Genomic DNA, 18,004 nt, shown 5'->3' on the forward strand with positions numbered 1-18,004 from the left:
TGTGGGAGAGTAGGACGCCGCCGAACAATTCTTCAGAAGAACCCCCATCCGGGTCCCGGATGGGGGTTCTTCGCGTTGTCGGGGTGTTGGTCGAATGATCATGCGGCGTTCGCTGGAGGACCGTGTACATGACGGTTCGTGGGCCCCTATGGTCGAGCCTTCTCGTCCGACCATGCACTCACGACGCGAAGGACACCACGTGGCCTCCATCGACCGGCGCCGTTTCCTCCAACTGGGCGGCGCCTCCGCGGCCGCCGCCGGCCTCGCCGCCTTTCCGCCCGCGGTTGCCAAGGCCATGGCGCTGCCCGCGATCGGCAGGACCCGTTCGATCGAGGACGTCGAGCACGTCGTCATCCTGATGCAGGAGAACCGTTCCTTCGACCACTACTTCGGCACCCTGCGCGGCGTCCGCGGGTTCGACGACCCCCGGCCCACGCTGCTGCCGAACGGCCGGCCGAACTGGCACCAGCCCGCCGCCGCCGTGAAGACCGGCCGCTACCACGACCGCGGCCTGCCGGCCTCCGAGCAGGAGGTGCTGCCCTGGTACATCGACCCCCGGAACACCACCGAGTACCAGGCCGGTACCGACCACGGCTGGAGCAGCGGCCACCTCGCCTGGAACGAGGGGCGCCACGACCAGTGGGTGAACCAGAAGCAGGACGTCATGACGATGGGCCACCTCAAGCGCCAGGACCTGCCGTACCACTTCGCGCTGGCCGAGGCCTTCACCGTCTGCGACGCGTACTTCTGCTCCGTCCACGCCGACACCGCCCCCAACCGGATCTACCTCTGGACCGGCACCAGCGACCCGCGCAACGCGTACGGCCGCCGGCCCAACGGGCCCGGCCTGTGGGAGCGCAACGACACCAACGGCTACACCTGGACGACGTACCCCGAGCGCCTGGAGTCGGCCGGGGTCAGCTGGAAGCTCTACCAGGGCGGTTCGGGCGAGCCGGGCACGCCGACGGACAACTACACCGACAACTCGCTGATGTTCTTCGAGCGGTACCAGGTGGCCGAGGGCGCGTCGGGCCCGCTGGTGGAGAAGGGTGCCACCGACCACACGCTCAAGGAGTTCCGGGCCGACGTCGAGCAGGGCCGGCTGCCGCAGGTCTCCTGGATCGTCCCGCCGTACAAGTACAGCGAGCACCCCTCCGCGACGCCCACCGACGGCGCGTACTACATCAACCTCGTGCTGGACGCGCTCACCGCGAACCCCGAGGTCTGGGGGCGGACCGTCTTCCTCATCAACTACGACGAGAACGATGGCCTGTTCGACCACGTCGTCCCGCCGATGCCGCCGGTCGCCAGCCGTCCGGGCGGCCCGGGCATGGTCTCCGCCGACCTGGAGGCGAGCCTCGGCGACGAGCTGCTGGACCTCTCGAAGTACCCGGGCGAGATGAGCCCGCTGGTCCCCGGCGCCGACCCGGGCGGACTCCAGCCGATCGGCCTCGGACCGCGGGTGCCGCTGATGGTCATCTCCCCGTGGTCGCGCGGTGGTTGGGTCTGCTCGGAGACCTTCGACCACACCTCGGTGCTGCGGTTCCTGGAGGCCCGGTTCGGCATCGAGGAGCCCAACATCAGCGCCTGGCGCCGGTCGGTCTGCGGCGACCTCACCTCGGCGCTCGACTTCCGGGGCACCGACGCGCGGCGCGTCCGGATCCCGGTGCCCGCGCCGATCGCCTCGCAGGGCAAGCCCTACCAGGTGCCGCTGCCGCAGCGGATGCCCACCCAGGAGCCGGGCACCCGGCCCGCCCGCGCCCTCCCGTACGACCTGCGGGTCAACGAGGAGGAGACGGACACCGCCGGGCAGTTCCGGCTCGAACTGGAGAACCGGGGCTCGGTCGGCGCGTGGCTCTACGTCTACGACCGGACGGCGCCGACGGCCGCCCCGCGCCGCTACACCGTCTCGGCCGGCGACACCTTCGCCGACTTCTGGCCGCTGACCGGCGCCGGCGACTACCACCTGGCCGCCCACGGCCCGAACGGCTCGGTGCAGGAGTTCGAGGGCACGGCCCGGGCCGGGCTGGTGGCGCGCTTCGACCCGTCGAAGAACCAGGTGCGCGTCACGGTCGCCAACCACGGGCCGGTGGCCCGGACGGTCACCGCCGAGAACGCCTACGCGAAGGGCTCGAAGCAGAGCCGCTCCCTCCGCCCCGGCGCCTCGGCCCGGTTCACCTTCGACCTGCCCGCCGACCGCCGCTGGTACGACGTCACGGTCGCGGCCGTGGACGGTCCGGCCTTCCGCCGCCGCTGGGCCGGACACCTGGAGAACGGCCGCCCCGGCACCAGCGACCCCGGCCCGCGCTGACCGGACGGGCCTCCGTGGACGGAACCGGCCCGCGCTGACGGGCCCTCGTCGACCGGTCCGGTCGACGGGGGCCCGGGCGGTCAGCCGCCCCGGCGGGGCAGCCAGGTCCGTCGGCGCGGGCCGGCCACCGTGCCGACGGGCGGCGAGTGGAGGGCGGCCACGGCGCTGCGGATCAGGATGCGCACCCCCTCGGCCGCCGTCTCCGCCGACATCGACGCGCTCGTGTCCCGGCCGGACACCTGGCTCGGCAGGTACGGCAGACGCGCGAACCCTCCGCGCAGCTCCGGGCGTTCGGTGGCGATCAGGTGCGCCAGCCCGTAGAAGACGTGGTTGCAGAGGTGGGTGCCGGCGGTGTGCGAGACGGTGGCCGGGATCCCGGCCAGCTGGACCGCCGCCACGCAGGCCTTGACCGGCAGCGAGGAGAAGTAGGCGGCCGGGCCCTCCGGCACGACCGGCTGGTCGACCGGCTGGTTGCCCTTCCGGTCGGGAGCGCGGACGGCGTCGTCGAGGTTGACCGCCACCCGCTCGACCGTGAGGTCCGGGCGGTTGCCGCCCTGGCCGGTGGCGATGACCAGGTCCGGCTCGAACCGGGCCACCGCCCGGCGCAGTTCGGCGATCGAGTCGCCGTACACCCAGGGCAGCCCGGCGAACTCCAGGGCCACTCCGGCCGGCGGACCGGCGGCGACCAGCCGGCCCGCCTCCAGGGACGAACTCAGGGGATCGCGGCCGAACGGTTCGAAGGCGGTCAGCAGGACGCGGATGATGGCGGACCTCCCAGCGTACGGGAACGTACGGACCCGATTTGTGCCTTCGAGCGTAGGGCCGTCCCGAATGTCCCGGCAAGCCCCGCAGGTCGCGGTCGGACACCGTTGGACACCGGGACTTCACCCGGCGTCAGGTCCGGCGCAGCGCGCCGTCCGCACGGAGCGAGTCGAGGGTGGGGTAGCCGTCGACGGCCATCAGGAGGTCGGCCTCGGCGAGCAGCGAGCGCAGCACGTGGACGATGCCGTCGGTGCCCTCCAGCGCCAGGCCGTAGGCGTACGGGCGGCCCACGCCGACGGCGGTGGCGCCGAGGGCGAGCGCCTTGACGACGTCGGTGCCCGAGCGGACACCCGAGTCGAAGAGGACGGGCAGTCCGTCGGCGGCCGCGACCACGTCGGGGAGCACGTCGAGGGCGGCCAGGCCGCCGTTGGCCTGGCGGCCGCCGTGGTTGGAGCAGTAGACGCCGTCGACGCCGCCGTCCCTGGCGCGGCGGACGTCCTCGGGGTGGCAGATGCCCTTGAGGAGGATCGGCAGGTCGGTGAGCGAGCGCAGCCAGGGAAGGTCGTCCCAGGTCAGCGGGTTGCCGAAGACGCCGGCCCACTCCAGGACGGCCGCCCGGACGTCCTCCTCCGGCGCCTTGGCGAGGCGGGCGCGGAACACCGGGTCGGAGGTGTAGTTGGCCAGGCAGTGGCCGCGCAGCTGCGGGAAGTTGGCGGTGGCCAGGTCGCGCGGGCGCCAGCCGGTGACCCAGGTGTCCAGGGTGACGACGATGCCCCGGTAGCCCGCGGCCTCCGCCCGGTGGACCAGGCTCTCCGCCAGTGCCCGGTCGGTGGGGGTGTAGAGCTGGAAGAAGCCGGGGGTGTCGCCGAACTCGGCGGCCACCTGCTCCAGCGGATCGACCGTCAGGGTGGAGGCGACCATCGGGACGCCGGTCCGGGCGGCGGCCCGGGCGGTGGCCAGGTCCCCGTGGCCGTCCTGCGCGCACAGGCCGATCACCCCGATCGGCGCCATGAACAGCGGGGTCGGCAGCCGCAGGCCGAACAGCTCCACCGACAGGTCCCGCGTGCTCGCGCCGACCATCATCCGCGGCACCAGGCCCCACCGCCCGAAGGCGGCCACGTTCGCGCGCTGGGTGGACTCGTCGCCCGCGCCGCCCGCGACGTAGGAGAGCACCGAGGGCGGCAGTGCCGCGCCCGCCCGCGCCTCCAGCTCGGCGAAGGCCATCGGCATCGTCGGCAGGACGCCGCCGAGCCCGCGCAGGTAGATCTCGGTCTGGTAGTCGCCGAACCGCCCCTGGAACGCGGGGTCACTCTGCTGGTCGACCATCCGCCGGCCGTCCTTCCGTCCGCACCCGCCCGGGACCGTCCCGGCCGGCGCCGCCCGCCCACCCCGCAGGACGGGCGGGCGGGTCGACGGCACCCCGGCATTCTCGCCACGAACCGTGCCGACGGCCAGGGTCGGGGCGCGGGTGTTCAGGGTGTCGGCTCGGGACGCACCCGGTGGCCGTACCGCCACACGGTGGCCGCGGCGAGCAGGGCGACCGCCCCGCCGAGCAGCATGACCGTGGCGGGGGAGGAGTGGTCCACCACCAGCCCGCCGGTCAGCGCGCCGATCGAGAAGCCGGCCTGGAACGCCGAGGTGAAGACCACCCCGGCACCCTCCGGGGCGTGCGGGGCCGCGGCGAGGAACCAGCTGAGCGAACAGACCGGGACGGCGCCGTACGCCACGCCCCAGAGGGCCAGCAGGACGGCGGCGCCCGGACCGCCGGTGCCCAGCAGCGGCAGCAGCAGGGCCGCGGCGGCGAGCAGGACGGCCGCCGTGCCGAACACCGGACGCAGTGCCCCGGCCGCCCGGCCGCCGGCCAGGACGTTGCCGAGCAGTCCGGCGGCGCCGTAGCCGAGCAGCAGGGCGGTGACCAGGCCGGGGCCGGCGTGGGTGGTGCCGGTGAGGAACGGGGTGACGTAGGTGTAGCTGCCGAAGTGGGCCGGCACGATCAGGAAGGTCACCGCGATCCCGGTCCGGGTGCCCCGGCCGGCCAGCAGTCCGCGCAGCACGCCCAGCCCGGTGGCGGTCAGCGGGGGCAGCGGCGGCAGCGACCGCAGGAGGGCGGCCAGCGCGAGCACGGTCAGCGCCGCCATCGCCAGGAAGGCCGCCCGCCAGCCGGCCACGGAGCCGAGGAACACCCCCGCCGGCACGCCGAGCACCGAGCCGAGCGGGACGGCGGAGAAGATCAGCGTGTTGGCGCGGGCCTGCCGGTGCTCCGGGACGAGGCGAGGGGCGAGCCCGGAACCGATCGACCAGAACGCCCCGATGACCAGACCGAGGGCGACCCGGGCGGCCAGCACCGCCCAGTAGGCGGGGGCCAGGGCGCTGAGCAGGTCCGCCAGGGTCAGGACCAGCAGCAGCGCGCAGAGCATCGTCCGCCGGTCCGCACGCCTGGTCGCGACGGTCACCACGGGGGCGGCCACCGCGGCGACGATGCCCGGCAGGGTCATCATCAGCCCGGCCGTGCCGTCGGAGATCCGGAAGGTGGCGCCGATCGGGGTCAGCAGGCCGATCGGGAGGATCTCGGTGGTGACGATGGAGAAGACGCCGGTCGTCACGGCGAGGACGGCGAGGGTGCCGCCGCCGTTGCGGGGGCGGGACTTCGGGGTGGGCGGCTTCGGGGTGGGCTGGGTCGAGCTGAGGGTGGTGCCGGTCGGCATGCCGGAGGTCCCGTCGGTGGGTGGTGGGTGTGTCACCCGAAGTCCACCAATCCGACCGGGGGTTGGGCTGGCGTGAATCCGACGTCAACGCTTCCGCGCGGGGCCGGCCGTCCGGCGCGTCGCCCTGCGGTTCGGCGCGGCCCGGCGTGGTCCGGCGTCCGGTCGCGGGACTTCCCCGGGAGGGGTCGGGCCGCCGGTGCGGGGGGCCCGTCAGGGGCTCGGGGCGTTCGGGGCGGCCGTGGTGGTGAAGCGGTTGCGGAACTCGGTGGGCGTGGTGCCCAGCCGGCGGGCGAAGGCGCGGCGCAGGGTCTCGTCGCTGCCCAGGCCGCTGAGCCGGGCGGCGGCGGTGATGCCGTGGCCGTCGAGGAGCAGCTGTTGGGCGCGGTCGAGGCGGACGCGCTCGACCCAGCGGGCCGGGGTGGTGTTCAGCTCGGCCTGGAAGAGCCGGGTCAGGTGGCGGGTGCTGACGGCGGCCGCGGCGGCCATCGCGGGCAGGCTGTGGTCGGCGCCCGGGTCGGCGAGGACGGCGTCGGTGAGCGTGCGCAGCAGGCCGCTGCGGGCGGGCGGGGTGGCCAGGGCGGTGGAGAACTGCGACTGGCCGCCCGGGCGCTGCACGAAGACGACCAGCTCGCGGGCGATGGCGCGGGCGGCCTCGGCGCCGTGGTCGTGCTCGACCAGGGCGAGGGCGAGGTCGATGCCCGCGCTGATGCCGGCGCTGGTGTGGTAGCGGCCGTCCCGGACGTGCAGGGCGTCGGGTTCGACCCGCACCCCGGGGTGGCGGAGCGCGAGGGCGGTGGCGTGGCGCCAGTGGGTGGTGGCCCGGCGGCCGTCCAGCAGCCCCAGCGCGGCGAGCACGAAGGCGCCGCTGCACACCGAGGCGACCCGCCGCGCCCGCCCGGCGAGGCCCTCCGCGGCGGCGAGCAGGGGCGCGTCCGGGCCCCGGGCGGCCAGGTGGTCGGCGCCGGCGACGACCAGGGTGTCGAGGGGTTCCCGGGGGCCGAGTGCTCCCTGGACGTCGTCCGGTGCGGCGGTGTCCGCCAGGGCCACGCCGTTGGAGGCGGTGACGGTGCCGCCGCCCGGGGAGACCAGGACGGTCCGGTACGGGTGGCCGAGCCGGCCGGCCTGGTGGAACACCTCCAGCGGACCGCTGACGTCGAGCAGCGTCACCCCGTCGAACACGAGGAAGGCGACCAGGCGCGTCATGTCCGAATCCGAGGTCCGGCTGTCCGTACCGACATGGCGGCAGCGTACGCCACCGGGCGAGGGTGGAGGAGTCGACCGAACAGCCCCCGAAACGAATGAACGCGGAGGAACCATGACGAACGAGACGATCGCAGGCGTGCGCGTCCCGGACAGCGCCCTGGCCCGGGAGGCGACCGAACTGGTGCGGGAGGCGGCCTCGCCCCTGCTGTTCGACCACTCGCGCCGGGTGTTCCTGTTCGGGGCGCTGCGCGGCGCCGAACAGGGGCTGGAGTTCGACCCGGAGCTGCTGTACGTGGGCGCGATGTTCCACGACCTCGGCCTCACCGGCCGCTTCGCCCGGACCGACCAGCGGTTCGAGATCGACGGTGCCGACGAGGCCCGCCGCTTCCTGGCGGCCCACGGCATCACCGGCGAGCCGGCGCAGCGGGTCTGGACCGCCATCGCCCTGCACACCACTCCGGAGATCCCGCTGCACATGGCACCGGAGATCGCCCTGGTCACCCGCGGCGTGGAACTGGACGTGCTGGGGATCGGCTACCACGCGATCTCCGCGGAGCAGCGGGCCGCCGTGGTCGCGGCCCATCCGCGGCCCGACTTCAAGAACCGCATCCTGGCCGCGTTCACCGACGGCATCAAGGGCCGCCCGGACACGACCTTCGGCAACGTCAAGGCGGACGTGCTCGCGCACTTCGTGCCCGGCTTCGAGCGCGGCGACTTCGTGGAGGTGATCAAGGGCTCCGAGTGGGGGGAGTGAGCCGGGGCGGGCCTTCGGCCGAGGGGTTCTGGTCGCGGGCGTTGGACGCGGGCGCTGGTCGGGGGCGTTGGTCGGGGGTGTTGGACGCGGGCTTCTGAGGGCAGCCCGGGGGCCCGGTCGGCGTCGCCCGGCCGGGTTTGACGGGGGCTCGGGGTTCCACCACCCTTCCACTAATCGAATAGTGAAAGGGTACTTTGCCGATGCCCGCTCCCTCCTCCGTGTCCCGGGCCGTTCCGAGCACGGCCGCTCTTCCGTCCGTACCGCCCCGCGCCCGCCGCCCCGCCCCGCTCGCGTGGGGCCTGGCGGCCGGGTTCGCCGCGCTGTACGCCTGCGTCGCCGTCAACCGGCACCGGCGCGGCCTCACCAAGGCCTACGACCTGGGCATCTTCGAGCAGGCCGTCCGGGCGTACGCCCACGGGCAGGCGCCGATCGTGCCGCTCAAGGGCCCCGGCTACCACCTGCTCGGGGACCACTTCCATCCGCTGATCGCGGTCCTCGCCCCCGCCTACCGGGCCTTCCCGAGCCCGCTCACCCTCGTCGTCGCCCAGGCGCTGCTGATGGCGCTGGCCGTCGTCCCGCTGACCCGCTGGGCCCATGAGGTGGCTGGGCCGCGGGTGGCGCTGCTCGTCGGCTGCGCCACCGGGGCCTCCTGGGGGATCGTCCGGGCGGCGGCCGACGACTTCCACGAGATCGCCTTCGCCGTCCCGCTGATCGCCTTCGCCGCCACCGCACTCGGCCGGCGCCGGCCGCTCGCCGCCGCGCTCTGGTCGCTGCCGCTGCTGCTGGTCAAGGAGGACCTCGGGCTGACGGTGGCCGCCGTCGGGGCCCTGATCGCCTGGCAGGCCCGGCGGGAGCGGCACAGCAGCCCACTGCCCGGACTCGCCCTCGCCGCCGTCGGGCTCGCCGCGACCGTGCTCACCGTGCTCGTCGTGCTCCCGGCGTTCAACCCGAGCGGGGGCTTCGACTACTGGCAGCAGCTGGACGGCGGCGGGCAGGGCGGGCAGGCCTCGCTCTGGGAACTGCCACTGCGGCTCGGCTGGCCGCCGGTCAAGTGGCTGCTGCTGTTCCTGCTCGCCGCCACCGCCGGCTTCATCGGTGTGCGCTCACCGCTCCTGCTGCTCTGCGTGCCCACCCTCGCCTGGCGGCTGTTCTCCTCCAACTCGCACTACTGGGGCGTCAGTTACCACTACAGCGCGGTGCTGATGCCGATCGCGTTCGCGGCCCTGGTGGACGTCCTGCGCCGGGTTGACGCGGGTCGCCGGGGTGACGCGCGCCGTCGTGTCGAGGTGCGCCGGGCCAGGCGCGGGCTCGCCGTCAGCGCCCTGGTGGCCGCTGTGACGCTGCCGCTCTACCCGCTGCACGAGGTGGTGATGCCCGAGGCCTGGCGCACCTCGCCCCGGCTCACCGAGACCCGGGCGCTGCTCCACCGGATACCCGACGACGCCACCGTGGCCGCCTCCAACCGGCTGGCGGCCCAGCTCACCCGCCGGACGGAGGTCACCCTGGTGTGCCGGACGCCGGAGGGCCCTGGCCCGCAGTGGGTGGCCGTCGACCTGCGCGACCCGAGCGTGCAGGCCCCGTGCGCCACCGCCGACACCGCCCGGATGCTGGCCGTCTACCGGGAGCGCGGCTACCGGCCGCTGGTCGAGCAGGACGGCCTGCTCCTGCTGCAACGCCCCTGAGCCGCCTCCCGGGTTGGACGACCCCCGAGCACCGGACAACCCCAGACCGGACAGCTCCAGACCGGACACCCCCGGGTCCGGCTTGACCCGCGCGGCGCCGTGCGCCACCATTCCACTATTGAACTAGTGAAAGGCTGAATCGCCGGTGATCGAGTACCGCATCGAGCGGCGCAGCGGCGTCTCCACCTACCAGCAGATCGTGCAGCAGACCAAGCAGGCCCTGCGGCTCGGACTGCTCCAGCCCGGAGACAAGCTGCCGACCGCCCGAGAGGTGGTCGAACTGACCGCGATCAACCCCAACACCGTGCTGAAGGCCTATCGCGAGCTCGAACGCGAAGGCCTGGTCGAACCCCGCCCGGGGCTCGGCACCTTCGTCCGGCGCTCGCTCGCCCGGCCGGAGGCGGCGGCGGACGGGCCGCTGCGGGCGGGCCTGGTCGGGTGGGTGGACCAGGCCCGGGAGGCCGGACTGGAGCGCGAGGACATCACCGCGCTGATGGCCTCCGTCCTGGAGCAGCGTTTCGACACCGGGGTCTCTGCTTCTGGGGCCTCCGACTCCGACGACGGGGTCTGAGGCTCCGACACCGGGGGCCGAAACCGGGGCTCCGACATCGGGGGGCCCGAAACCCCGACGCCGGGGCCTGCGGCGCCCCGGCAACACCGAACCGAGAACAGTGGGGGGACCGGGTGGACGACCCGACGACCACGGCGCCCGTGACGGCGCCGGCCCTGGAGGCCGAAGGCCTCGGCAGGAGGTACCGCGGCGGCTGGGCGCTGCGCGGCTGCGATGTCACCGTCCCGGCCGGGCGGATCTGCGGCGTGGTGGGCCCCAACGGCGCGGGCAAGAGCACCCTGCTCTCCCTCGCCGCCGGTCAACTCGCGCCCACCGAGGGCAGGGTGCGGGTGCTCGGCGCCACCGCCGGTGCGCCCGAGCTGCGCGCCCGGGTCGCCTACGTGCCGCAGGACAAGCCGCTCTACCCGGGCCTCACCGTCGCCGAGACGCTGCGGATGGGCCGCGAGCTCAACCCGGTGTGGGACGAGGCTGTGGCCCAACAGATCGCAGAGCAGGGCGAGTTGAACCCCAAGGCGCGGATCGGCTCGCTCTCCGGTGGCCAGCGCACCCGGGTCTGCCTCGCCCTCGCCCTCGGCAAGCTCCCCGACCTGCTGCTGCTCGACGAACCGATGGCCGACCTCGACCCGCTCGCCCGGCACCAGCTGATGGGCACCCTGATGTCGGTCGCCGCCGAGCGCGGCGCCGGGATCGTACTGTCCTCGCACATCCTCCCCGAGCTGGACGGCGTCATCGACCACCTGCTCCTCGTCCAGCGCGGACGCGTCCGGCTGGCCGGTGACCTGGAGGAGATCCTCGACGGGCACCGACTGCTCACCGGGCCGGCCGCCCAGGGTACCTCCCTGGCCGCCGAGACGGTGGTCGAGCAGCGCGTCAGCGGCCGCCGGGCCGTCGCCCTGGTCCGCACCGACGAGCCGGTGGACGGCGAATGGGAGAGCGAACGTCCGAGCCTGGAGGACCTGCTGCTCGGCTACCTCCGGGCCTCCGCCGACACCTCCGCCGACAACCCGAACCACGTGAAGCCCGACCCGAACGGGGTGGCCGCATGAGCACCGACCTCCTGCCCGACCGGGCCCCCACCTCCGCACCCGCCGACCGGCGGCCCGCCACCCCCGCCCTGCGCGGTCTCATCTGGCTGACGCTCCGTCAGAATCGCTTCCTGTTCTGGACCCTGGGCGTGCTGCTCGTCCTCGCGGTGGCGGACCTCGTCTGGATCCACGTCGCCCTCCGCCACATCATCGGCGTCCTGCGGCGGACCGGCTGCTACTACCCCGACTCCTGGTCCGACTCCGAGTGCTGGGCCCTCCTCGCACCGATCAACCGCCCCAACTTCTGGTACCTGGAGGTCCTCCAGCCCGCCGTCACCGTCCTCCCGCTGCTGATCGGCGTGTTCATCGGCGCCCCGCTGCTGGCCCAGGAGTACGAACGCGGCACCATCCGGCTGATCCGCGCCCAGTCCGTCAGCCCGGCCCGCTGGCTGGCCGTCCGCCTCGCCGTCCCCGGCCTCGCCGTCCTGGCCGTCAGCGGTGTGATCGCCGTCCTGATGACCTGGGTGTGGTGGACGGACATCGCACACGGTCCGGACGCCTTCGACCCGCCGTTCCAGTTCTTCACCTACCCGGCCATCGGCCTCGCCCCGGTCGCCTGGTCCCTGTTCGCCCTGGCCCTCGGCGTCCTGGTCGGCCAACTCGTCCGCCGCACCCTCCCCGCGATGTTCGCCACCGGCGCCCTCGTCGCCACCGCCCACGGCCTCGTCGTCTGGGCCCGCCCGCTCTTCTACCCGGTCGTGGAACAGGTGGCCCCCGTGGGCACCGCCCAGCCCACCAACGCCTGGCTCATCGACCAGGGCGTCATCTTCCCCGACGGCACCCGCGTCACCACCGACTCCTGCGCCCTCAACACCACCTGCAACACGGCCAGCGCCTCCTGGCTCCGCTTCCACCCGGCCGCCCACCTCACTCCCATCCAACTCGTCGAAGCCGGCATCCTCCTGGCCCTTGCCGCGGCCCTCCTGATCGCCGTCTTCCGCCGCATCCGCGCCTGACGCGACGGTTGTCCGCGGCGTCGAAAACCGTCGCCGACAGTTCCTATTCCTCGTCAATCCCCCGGCACCGCCGGGGGATTTTCCATGCCCGAAACCGCCTGGTCGGGCGGCTCTTCAGGTGTTCGATGGCAGGAAATGCGTTCGCTTTCCTGTGCCGTTGAAATGGCCATCCGAATTTCCGCCGAGTGAAAGTCGGCCATCGGTCGGCGGGAATTCGGCCACTCTGGCCCGACCGGCTTCCGGTCCCCGAGGCCGCCCCCATGCTGGAACGTTCGTCACCGACTGAAGGGAGAATGGTGAGCGTTCCACGACGACATGCGGGTGACCCCGATGTCATCGGTCAGACCGCCGCGCTGGTCGGATTCCTGCGCGAGGTCGTGCAGAGCAGCCATCAGCGGCTCCGGGACACGCGTTCCTGGGGGCCGCTCTGGCTGGCCGACCTGCCGGCGAAGGTGCCCCGGCCGTCCGGGGACGACGACCGTCCGTTGTTGATCCTGGACCACGTTCCGCAGGCCGCGGCGCCGGAACTGCCGCCGGTGCTGGAGGGGTGGGTCGACGAGCGGCTGTGCCAGGACGCCGATGCCGAGGACCCGCCGCTCGCGGAGGAGGGTCCGTACCGGACCGGGGAGCCGGCGGCGGGCGGAGCCGACGGGTGGCAGGGCGACGAGGCGGTCGTCGTGCGGAAGGAGGCCGCGGAGGTCCTGCGGGCGTACGGGCCGTGGCTCGCGCGCTGGCGGATCTGGGCCGAGCGGGAGCGGTCCGAGCGGTCGCGGCGTCAGCTCTACGAGAAGGTCTACCACTGGCACCAGCAGTTGGCGCGGCAGGACGACCAGCAGGAACTCGTGCTCGCCGCGGGCCTGTTGAGCTGGCGGGAACCGAACGGCGGGGTGATCCACCGGCACGTGCTCTCGCGGCGGGTGGAGACCCACGTCGATCGGCGGACCGCGCAGGTCACCGTACGCCTCACGGAGAGCGGAGCGGTCCGGCTGGAGGACCGGGACTTCCTGGACGCGGACGACGGCTGGGTGCCGGAGCGTGCGGCGGCGTTCAACGAGGAGCTCTCCGCGCTGCCCTTCCACCTGTTGAGCGAGGAGGCGCTGGAGTGCCTCTCGCAGTGGCTGGACCTGGTCCTGCCCAGGCCGGTGGCGTTCAGCACCAACTGGCGTCCGCCGGCGGGACCGGATGAGGGCGCCAGGCTGACCTTCGCGCCCGCCCTGCTGAAGCGGCCCAGGGACCGCAACGAGGTGTTGAGGTTCTACGACCGCATCGCGGAGAGCGTGGTGTCCGAACGCCGGGCCCCGCTCGGGCTGGCGCAGTTGGTGATGTCGCTGAACCCCGAGGACCGGCAGAACTGGGGCGGGCGGCAGGCGCCGGCGCTCTTCGGCGACGAGCCGCTGTTCCCCGGCAAGACCAACGCCCAGCAGCGCTCCGTACTCCAGCGGCTGCAGCGGGACACCGGCGTGGTTGTGCAGGGCCCGCCCGGCACCGGAAAGACGCACACCATCGCCAACCTGGTGTCCGCGCTCCTGGCCCAGGGCCAGCGGGTGCTCGTGACCAGCGCCAAGGACCAGCCGCTGACCGTGCTCCGGGACAAACTCCCGTCGGCTGTCCGGGACTTGTGCGTGTTGCTGCTCAGCACCACCAGCCAGGACGGTGCCAGCGAACTGGAACGCACCATCAACGCGCTGAGCGATCGGGTGGCGGCGGGCGACACCGACCAGCTGCGGGACGAGATCCAGCGGCTGACCCAGCGCCGGTACGAGGTGCGCAGCCGGATCAAGCTGCTGACCGAGCAGGTGGTCTCGCTGCGGGAGGCGGAGGTCTACCAGCACCCGGAGGTCGCACCGGGCTACTCGGGGACGCTCGCCGCGATCGTGCGGAAGGTGCAGGACGAGGCGGTGCGGCTGGGCTGGATCGGCAGGCTGCCGAACCGGGCGCCGGAGGCACCGCCGCTCTCGCCCGTCCAGGCGGAGGAACTGCTCGCGCTGCTGCGGGACGGCGCCGGGCAGTGGACGGAGTCCGGGGTGTTCCCGGCGGCGGAGACGCTACCGACGTCCGGCCAGGTCGCGGCGGCCCTCGCGGTGAGCCAGTTGAGCGTCAACGGTCTCTCACCGGCGGCGATCGAGGTGCGCAACGTCCTGGCCGCCCTGGAGACCTCCACCACGGACCGGCTGACCGAGCTGCTGGGCTCCGGCCGCAACCGACTGCACCGTCTGGGTGTTCACCGGGAGGCCGCGCGCTGGGGCGACGAGGGCTGGGTGGAGCGCGCGCTGACGGACCGGCTGGCCCGGCGCCACCCCGATCTCTGGCGGCGTGTCGCCGACGTCGCGCGCGTGCTCCCCGAGGTGGCCGAGGGCCTCGACCGGGTCGGTCTGCGCACGGTGCTCCTCCCGGACCTCCTGGTCCCCGAGCGCGCCCGCCGGATGGCGGCCACGATCCCGGCCCTGATGGAGCAGCTGTCGGCGGGCCGCAGGCTGCGGACCCGGTTCGCGTTCAGGGCGCAGCGGGAGGCCGAGGAACTCCTCGGCAGTTGCACGGTGGACGGCAAGGTGCCGGCCTCCGCCGACGATCTCGGCGCCGTGCTGGCCCATCTGCACGCGCACGCGGCCCTCGCCGCGGTGGCGGCCCGCTGGGAGCAGGTGGGTGCGGCAGTGCCGGAAGCGCCGCTGGAGGTGCGACTGGCCTCGCTGTCCGAGCGCTACCGACACCTCGCGGAGGTCGATGAATTCGGCCGGATCCGTGAGCAGGTCGACGAACTCCTGGTCCACCACGGGGTCTACCTCGACCTCACCCGGCCGCAGGCGTGGCAGGACTTCGCCGAGGCCGTCGCGGCCCTGGCCGGCCGGCAGCGCGCGGAGGAGGCCTCGGAGCGGCTCGGCCGATGGGACCGGCTCCTGCGCGGCGGGGAGGACGGCGTGGCCGCGCCGGTCGAGGCGCTCGCCATGGCGCAGGCCCTGCGCGACCGCGACGTCGACCGGTACACCAAGGAGCTCGAAGCGCTCGCGGCAGCGCAGCAACGGGACCAACGGCGGCGCCGCTGCGTGGAGTTGCTCGACGGCCTGCGCAGCGCGTCGCCCGCGCTCGCCGGCAGGCTCGAAGCGGAGGCCGAGGACCCGGCCTGGGACGAGCGGCTCGCCCGGCTCCGGGAGGCCTGGGCCTGGGCGAAGGCGTCCGAGTTCATCGACGACGAACGCGCGCCCGGCCGGGAGCAGCGCCTCGACGGCGAACTCACCGAGCACGAGGCGAAGTTGGAGGAGCTCACGGGAGACCTGGCCGCCGCACACGGCCGGCTGCACTGCCTGGTGCGGATGACCCAGGAGCAGCGCTCGGCACTCCAGGCCTACCGCACGCACATGGCGTCGTACGGCAAGGGCAAGGGCAAGAGCGCCTCCCACTTCAAGGCGGCCGCCCACAGCGCGATGCAGGTCGCCCAGGGAGCGGTGCCGGCCTGGGTGATGCCCATCGCGCGGGTGGCGGAGATGATCAAGCCCAGGCAGGACGCCTTCGACGTGGTGATCGTCGACGAGGCCAGTCAGGCCGGCATGGACGCGCTGTTCCTGCTCTGGCTCGCGCCGAGGATCATCGTGGTCGGCGACGACAAGCAGTGCACGCCACCGGTCACCGGGCTGGGCCGCACCCAGCAGATCCAGGACCGGCTGTCCGCGCACCTGCCGGAAGTCCCCGCCCACCTGCGCCAGTTGTACATGCCGCACTCCAACCTGTACCAGCTGCTGTCGACGTTCTTCCCGTCCACCATCCGCCTGCAGGAGCACTTCCGCTGCATGCCCGAGATCATCGGCTGGTCCTCGGAGACCTTCTACACCCCGCCGGGCCTCATCCCGCTGCGGCAGTACGGCGGTGAACGGCTCGACCCGCTGCTGACGCACTACGTCGAGGGCGGGGTCACCGAGGGACGCGACGGACGGATCCGCAACCCGAAGGAAGCGGAGGCGATCGTGGACTGCCTCGCAGAGCTGGCCGCGGACCCGGCGTACGAGCACAAGACCATGGGCGTGATCGTGCTCCAGGGCTTCGGCCAGGTCAAACTGCTGGAGCAGCTGATCGAACAGCGACTGCCGGCCCCGGTCCGGGAGCGCCACCGCATCCGGGTGGGAACCCCGGCCCAGTTCCAGGGCGACGAGCGGCACGTCATCCTGCTGTCGATGGTGGTCGACCGGGTGCGGAAGATCGCCGGCGGCATGCGCAGCGAGCAGCAGGCCTACAACGTGGCGGCCAGCCGCGCCCAGGACCAGATGCGGCTCTTCTACTCGGTGCCGCCGGACCAGCTCAAACCCGGTGACCTGCGGCTCAACCTCCTGGGCTACATGCAGAATCCGCCGGCCGCACTGGCGGAGGCGGCCGACCTCGGTGCCGTGCTGCCCGACGTCCGGCGCCCGCCCTTCGACTCCCTCTTCGAACAGCAGGTCTACCTGCGGCTCAAGGAGCGCGGCTACCACGTGGTGCCCCAGTACCCGGCGGGCAGCAAGCGCATCGACCTGGTGGTGATCGGCGCGCGCGGCCGCCTGGGCGTGGAGTGCGACGGCGACTACTACCACTCGACCCTCGACCAGATCCGGCACGACCAGCAGCGCGACCGTGAACTCCAGCGGGTCGGCTGGCGGTTCTGGCGCATCCGGGAGAGCGAGTTCAGGTTCGACCCGGACGAGGCCCTGGCGGGCCTGTGGGAGGAACTCGACCGGCAGGGCATCCGCCCGGCGAACTACTCCCGGCCCTCCCCGCCGCCGGGAGACACGCGGCCGTGGACGCCACTGGAACTGCCGGAGGGCGACGAACTGCCCGACGAAGGCGCGGAGAACCACGAGCCGCCGGGGCAACAGGGCCCCGACGACGGGGACGGTGCCGAATCCGCCCCCGCCCCTGACACCGATTCGACCGGAGGAACGGCATGACCCAGACGCACAGCCGGCAGGACGACCGCACGCTGGACGAGAACACCCTGGAGGAACTCGCCCGCGTCGTCGCGGGCGACGACGACCTCCTCTACCGCCGCGGCTTCGAGATCGCGGCCTTCCTCAAGCGGGCCGGCTGGCAGGAGGTGCCCGAGTACGACGGCCAGTACCGCAGGGAGTGGGCCGCCGAACTGCTGATGGCCCGGCGCGACCAGCCCGGGGAGATCGAGAAGGTGCTGCTCAGGCTGGCCGATCCGCGTGAGTACCTCGAGGAGCCCGGCCTGCTCACCGAGGTCGTGGCGGCGGTCAACACCTTCCTCATCCACGAGGGGTGCCGGCTGGAGAACCCCGGCGGCAGCCCCCGGCTGGTGTCGTGCGACCCGGCGCTGGCGCACCCGACGCACTACGGCTCCGCCGAGCTGAAGGTCGTCATGGCGGACCTCATCGCCGACGAGGCCATGGCGGAACTGCTCCAGTGGCGTCTGGACGAGGCCCGCACCTGCTACGCCAACGGCGCCCACGTCGCGGCGATCATCATGCTCGGCTCGTTGATGGAGGGCGTGCTGGTCCAGACCGTCGTGGAACGGGACCCCTCCCTTCTGGGCCGCAAGTCGGAGGACCGCATCAACCTCCACGATCTGATCGTGGCGTGTCACGGGGTCGGGTGGATCGGCGCGGACATCGAGAAGTTCAGCCACGAGCTGCGCGAGTACCGGAACTTCGTCCACCCCAAGGCCGAGGCTCGCGAGAGCCACCGGCCGGACCGCGACACCCTGGCCATCTGCTGGCAGGTGGTCAACGCGGCCCTGAACGACCTCGCCGACACGCACCCCGGCCGTGCCCGGTAGCAGTGCCGGCGCAGGGCACACGCGTCGCGGTCGGAGTGGTCCGAGAAGTCGTGGGACTTCAGGAAGCGGCGGCGGCCGGTCTCGCTGAAGCAGGACGGGGCGGTCACGGCGATTCGGGTTCCGCGGTGACGCCCGAGCCGTAGGTGCGGGGGCCGGCGGCTTCGGTGGAGGGGGTTGGTGTCCACCGGGGCCGCCGGTCGGTCGTGGGCCAGGACGG

General features: G+C 73.4%; 12 protein-coding genes. 8 read left to right on the forward strand and 4 right to left on the reverse strand.

What is annotated here, in order from left to right; translation table 11 throughout:
- Nucleotides 1-199 precede the first annotated feature (199 nt).
- Nucleotides 200-2,311, forward strand: coding sequence for a phosphocholine-specific phospholipase C (locus ACLWS4_RS29915; RefSeq protein ID WP_416875749.1), 2,112 nt, complete (start codon nucleotides 200-202; stop codon nucleotides 2,309-2,311).
- 80 nt (nucleotides 2,312-2,391) lie between these two features.
- Here the strand turns inward: ACLWS4_RS29915 and pcp are convergent, their stop codons facing one another.
- The 4 genes from pcp to ACLWS4_RS29935 form a co-directional block, all read right to left on the reverse strand.
- Nucleotides 2,392-3,075 carry a pyroglutamyl-peptidase I gene (gene pcp, locus ACLWS4_RS29920; protein ID WP_079272827.1) on the reverse strand — a complete coding sequence of 228 codons (684 nt, stop codon included), beginning with the start codon at nucleotides 3,073-3,075 and terminating at the stop codon, nucleotides 2,392-2,394.
- Between the two features lie 130 nt (nucleotides 3,076-3,205).
- Nucleotides 3,206-4,399: an alpha-hydroxy-acid oxidizing protein gene (locus ACLWS4_RS29925; RefSeq protein ID WP_416875750.1), complete on the reverse strand. Its 1,194-nt coding sequence runs from the start codon at nucleotides 4,397-4,399 to the stop codon at nucleotides 3,206-3,208.
- A gap of 146 nt (nucleotides 4,400-4,545) precedes the next feature.
- Nucleotides 4,546-5,778 (reverse strand): MFS transporter, encoded by a 1,233-nt coding sequence (locus tag ACLWS4_RS29930; protein ID WP_380776122.1) that lies wholly within the window; start codon nucleotides 5,776-5,778, stop codon nucleotides 4,546-4,548.
- Between the two features lie 210 nt (nucleotides 5,779-5,988).
- The gene (locus ACLWS4_RS29935; protein WP_416875751.1) at nucleotides 5,989-6,981 is read right to left on the reverse strand and encodes a GlxA family transcriptional regulator; all 993 of its coding nucleotides are present in this window, start codon (nucleotides 6,979-6,981) and stop codon (nucleotides 5,989-5,991) included.
- Between the two features lie 112 nt (nucleotides 6,982-7,093).
- Between ACLWS4_RS29935 and ACLWS4_RS29940 the strand changes: the two genes are divergently transcribed.
- From ACLWS4_RS29940 to ACLWS4_RS29970, 7 genes are all read left to right on the forward strand, one after another.
- The gene (locus tag ACLWS4_RS29940; RefSeq protein WP_387974137.1) at nucleotides 7,094-7,735 is read left to right on the forward strand and encodes an HD domain-containing protein; all 642 of its coding nucleotides are present in this window, start codon (nucleotides 7,094-7,096) and stop codon (nucleotides 7,733-7,735) included.
- 200 nt (nucleotides 7,736-7,935) lie between these two features.
- On the forward strand, nucleotides 7,936-9,417 hold the full coding sequence (locus tag ACLWS4_RS29945; RefSeq protein WP_416875752.1) for a DUF2079 domain-containing protein: 1,482 nt from the start codon (nucleotides 7,936-7,938) through the stop codon (nucleotides 9,415-9,417).
- 145 nt (nucleotides 9,418-9,562) lie between these two features.
- Nucleotides 9,563-9,988, forward strand: coding sequence for a GntR family transcriptional regulator (locus ACLWS4_RS29950; protein WP_049651617.1), 426 nt, complete (start codon nucleotides 9,563-9,565; stop codon nucleotides 9,986-9,988).
- Nucleotides 9,989-10,101: 113 nt separating this feature from the next.
- The gene (locus tag ACLWS4_RS29955; RefSeq protein WP_416875753.1) at nucleotides 10,102-11,034 is read left to right on the forward strand and encodes an ABC transporter ATP-binding protein; all 933 of its coding nucleotides are present in this window, start codon (nucleotides 10,102-10,104) and stop codon (nucleotides 11,032-11,034) included.
- Nucleotides 11,031-12,029 carry a hypothetical protein gene (locus ACLWS4_RS29960; protein ID WP_416875754.1) on the forward strand — a complete coding sequence of 333 codons (999 nt, stop codon included), beginning with the start codon at nucleotides 11,031-11,033 and terminating at the stop codon, nucleotides 12,027-12,029. Before ACLWS4_RS29955 ends, ACLWS4_RS29960 begins: the two co-directional genes overlap by 4 nt.
- A gap of 293 nt (nucleotides 12,030-12,322) precedes the next feature.
- Complete coding sequence (locus ACLWS4_RS29965) at nucleotides 12,323-16,939, forward strand: AAA domain-containing protein (RefSeq protein ID WP_416875755.1); 4,617 nt, start codon at nucleotides 12,323-12,325, stop codon at nucleotides 16,937-16,939.
- Nucleotides 16,936-17,787, forward strand: a complete 852-nt coding sequence (locus ACLWS4_RS29970) for a hypothetical protein (protein WP_375875755.1) — start codon at nucleotides 16,936-16,938, stop codon at nucleotides 17,785-17,787. Before ACLWS4_RS29965 ends, ACLWS4_RS29970 begins: the two co-directional genes overlap by 4 nt.
- Nucleotides 17,788-18,004: the final 217 nt, after the last annotated feature.

The sequence above is a fragment of the Kitasatospora sp. SC0581 genome (assembly GCF_048159585.1).
GTDB lineage: Bacteria > Actinomycetota > Actinomycetes > Streptomycetales > Streptomycetaceae > Kitasatospora.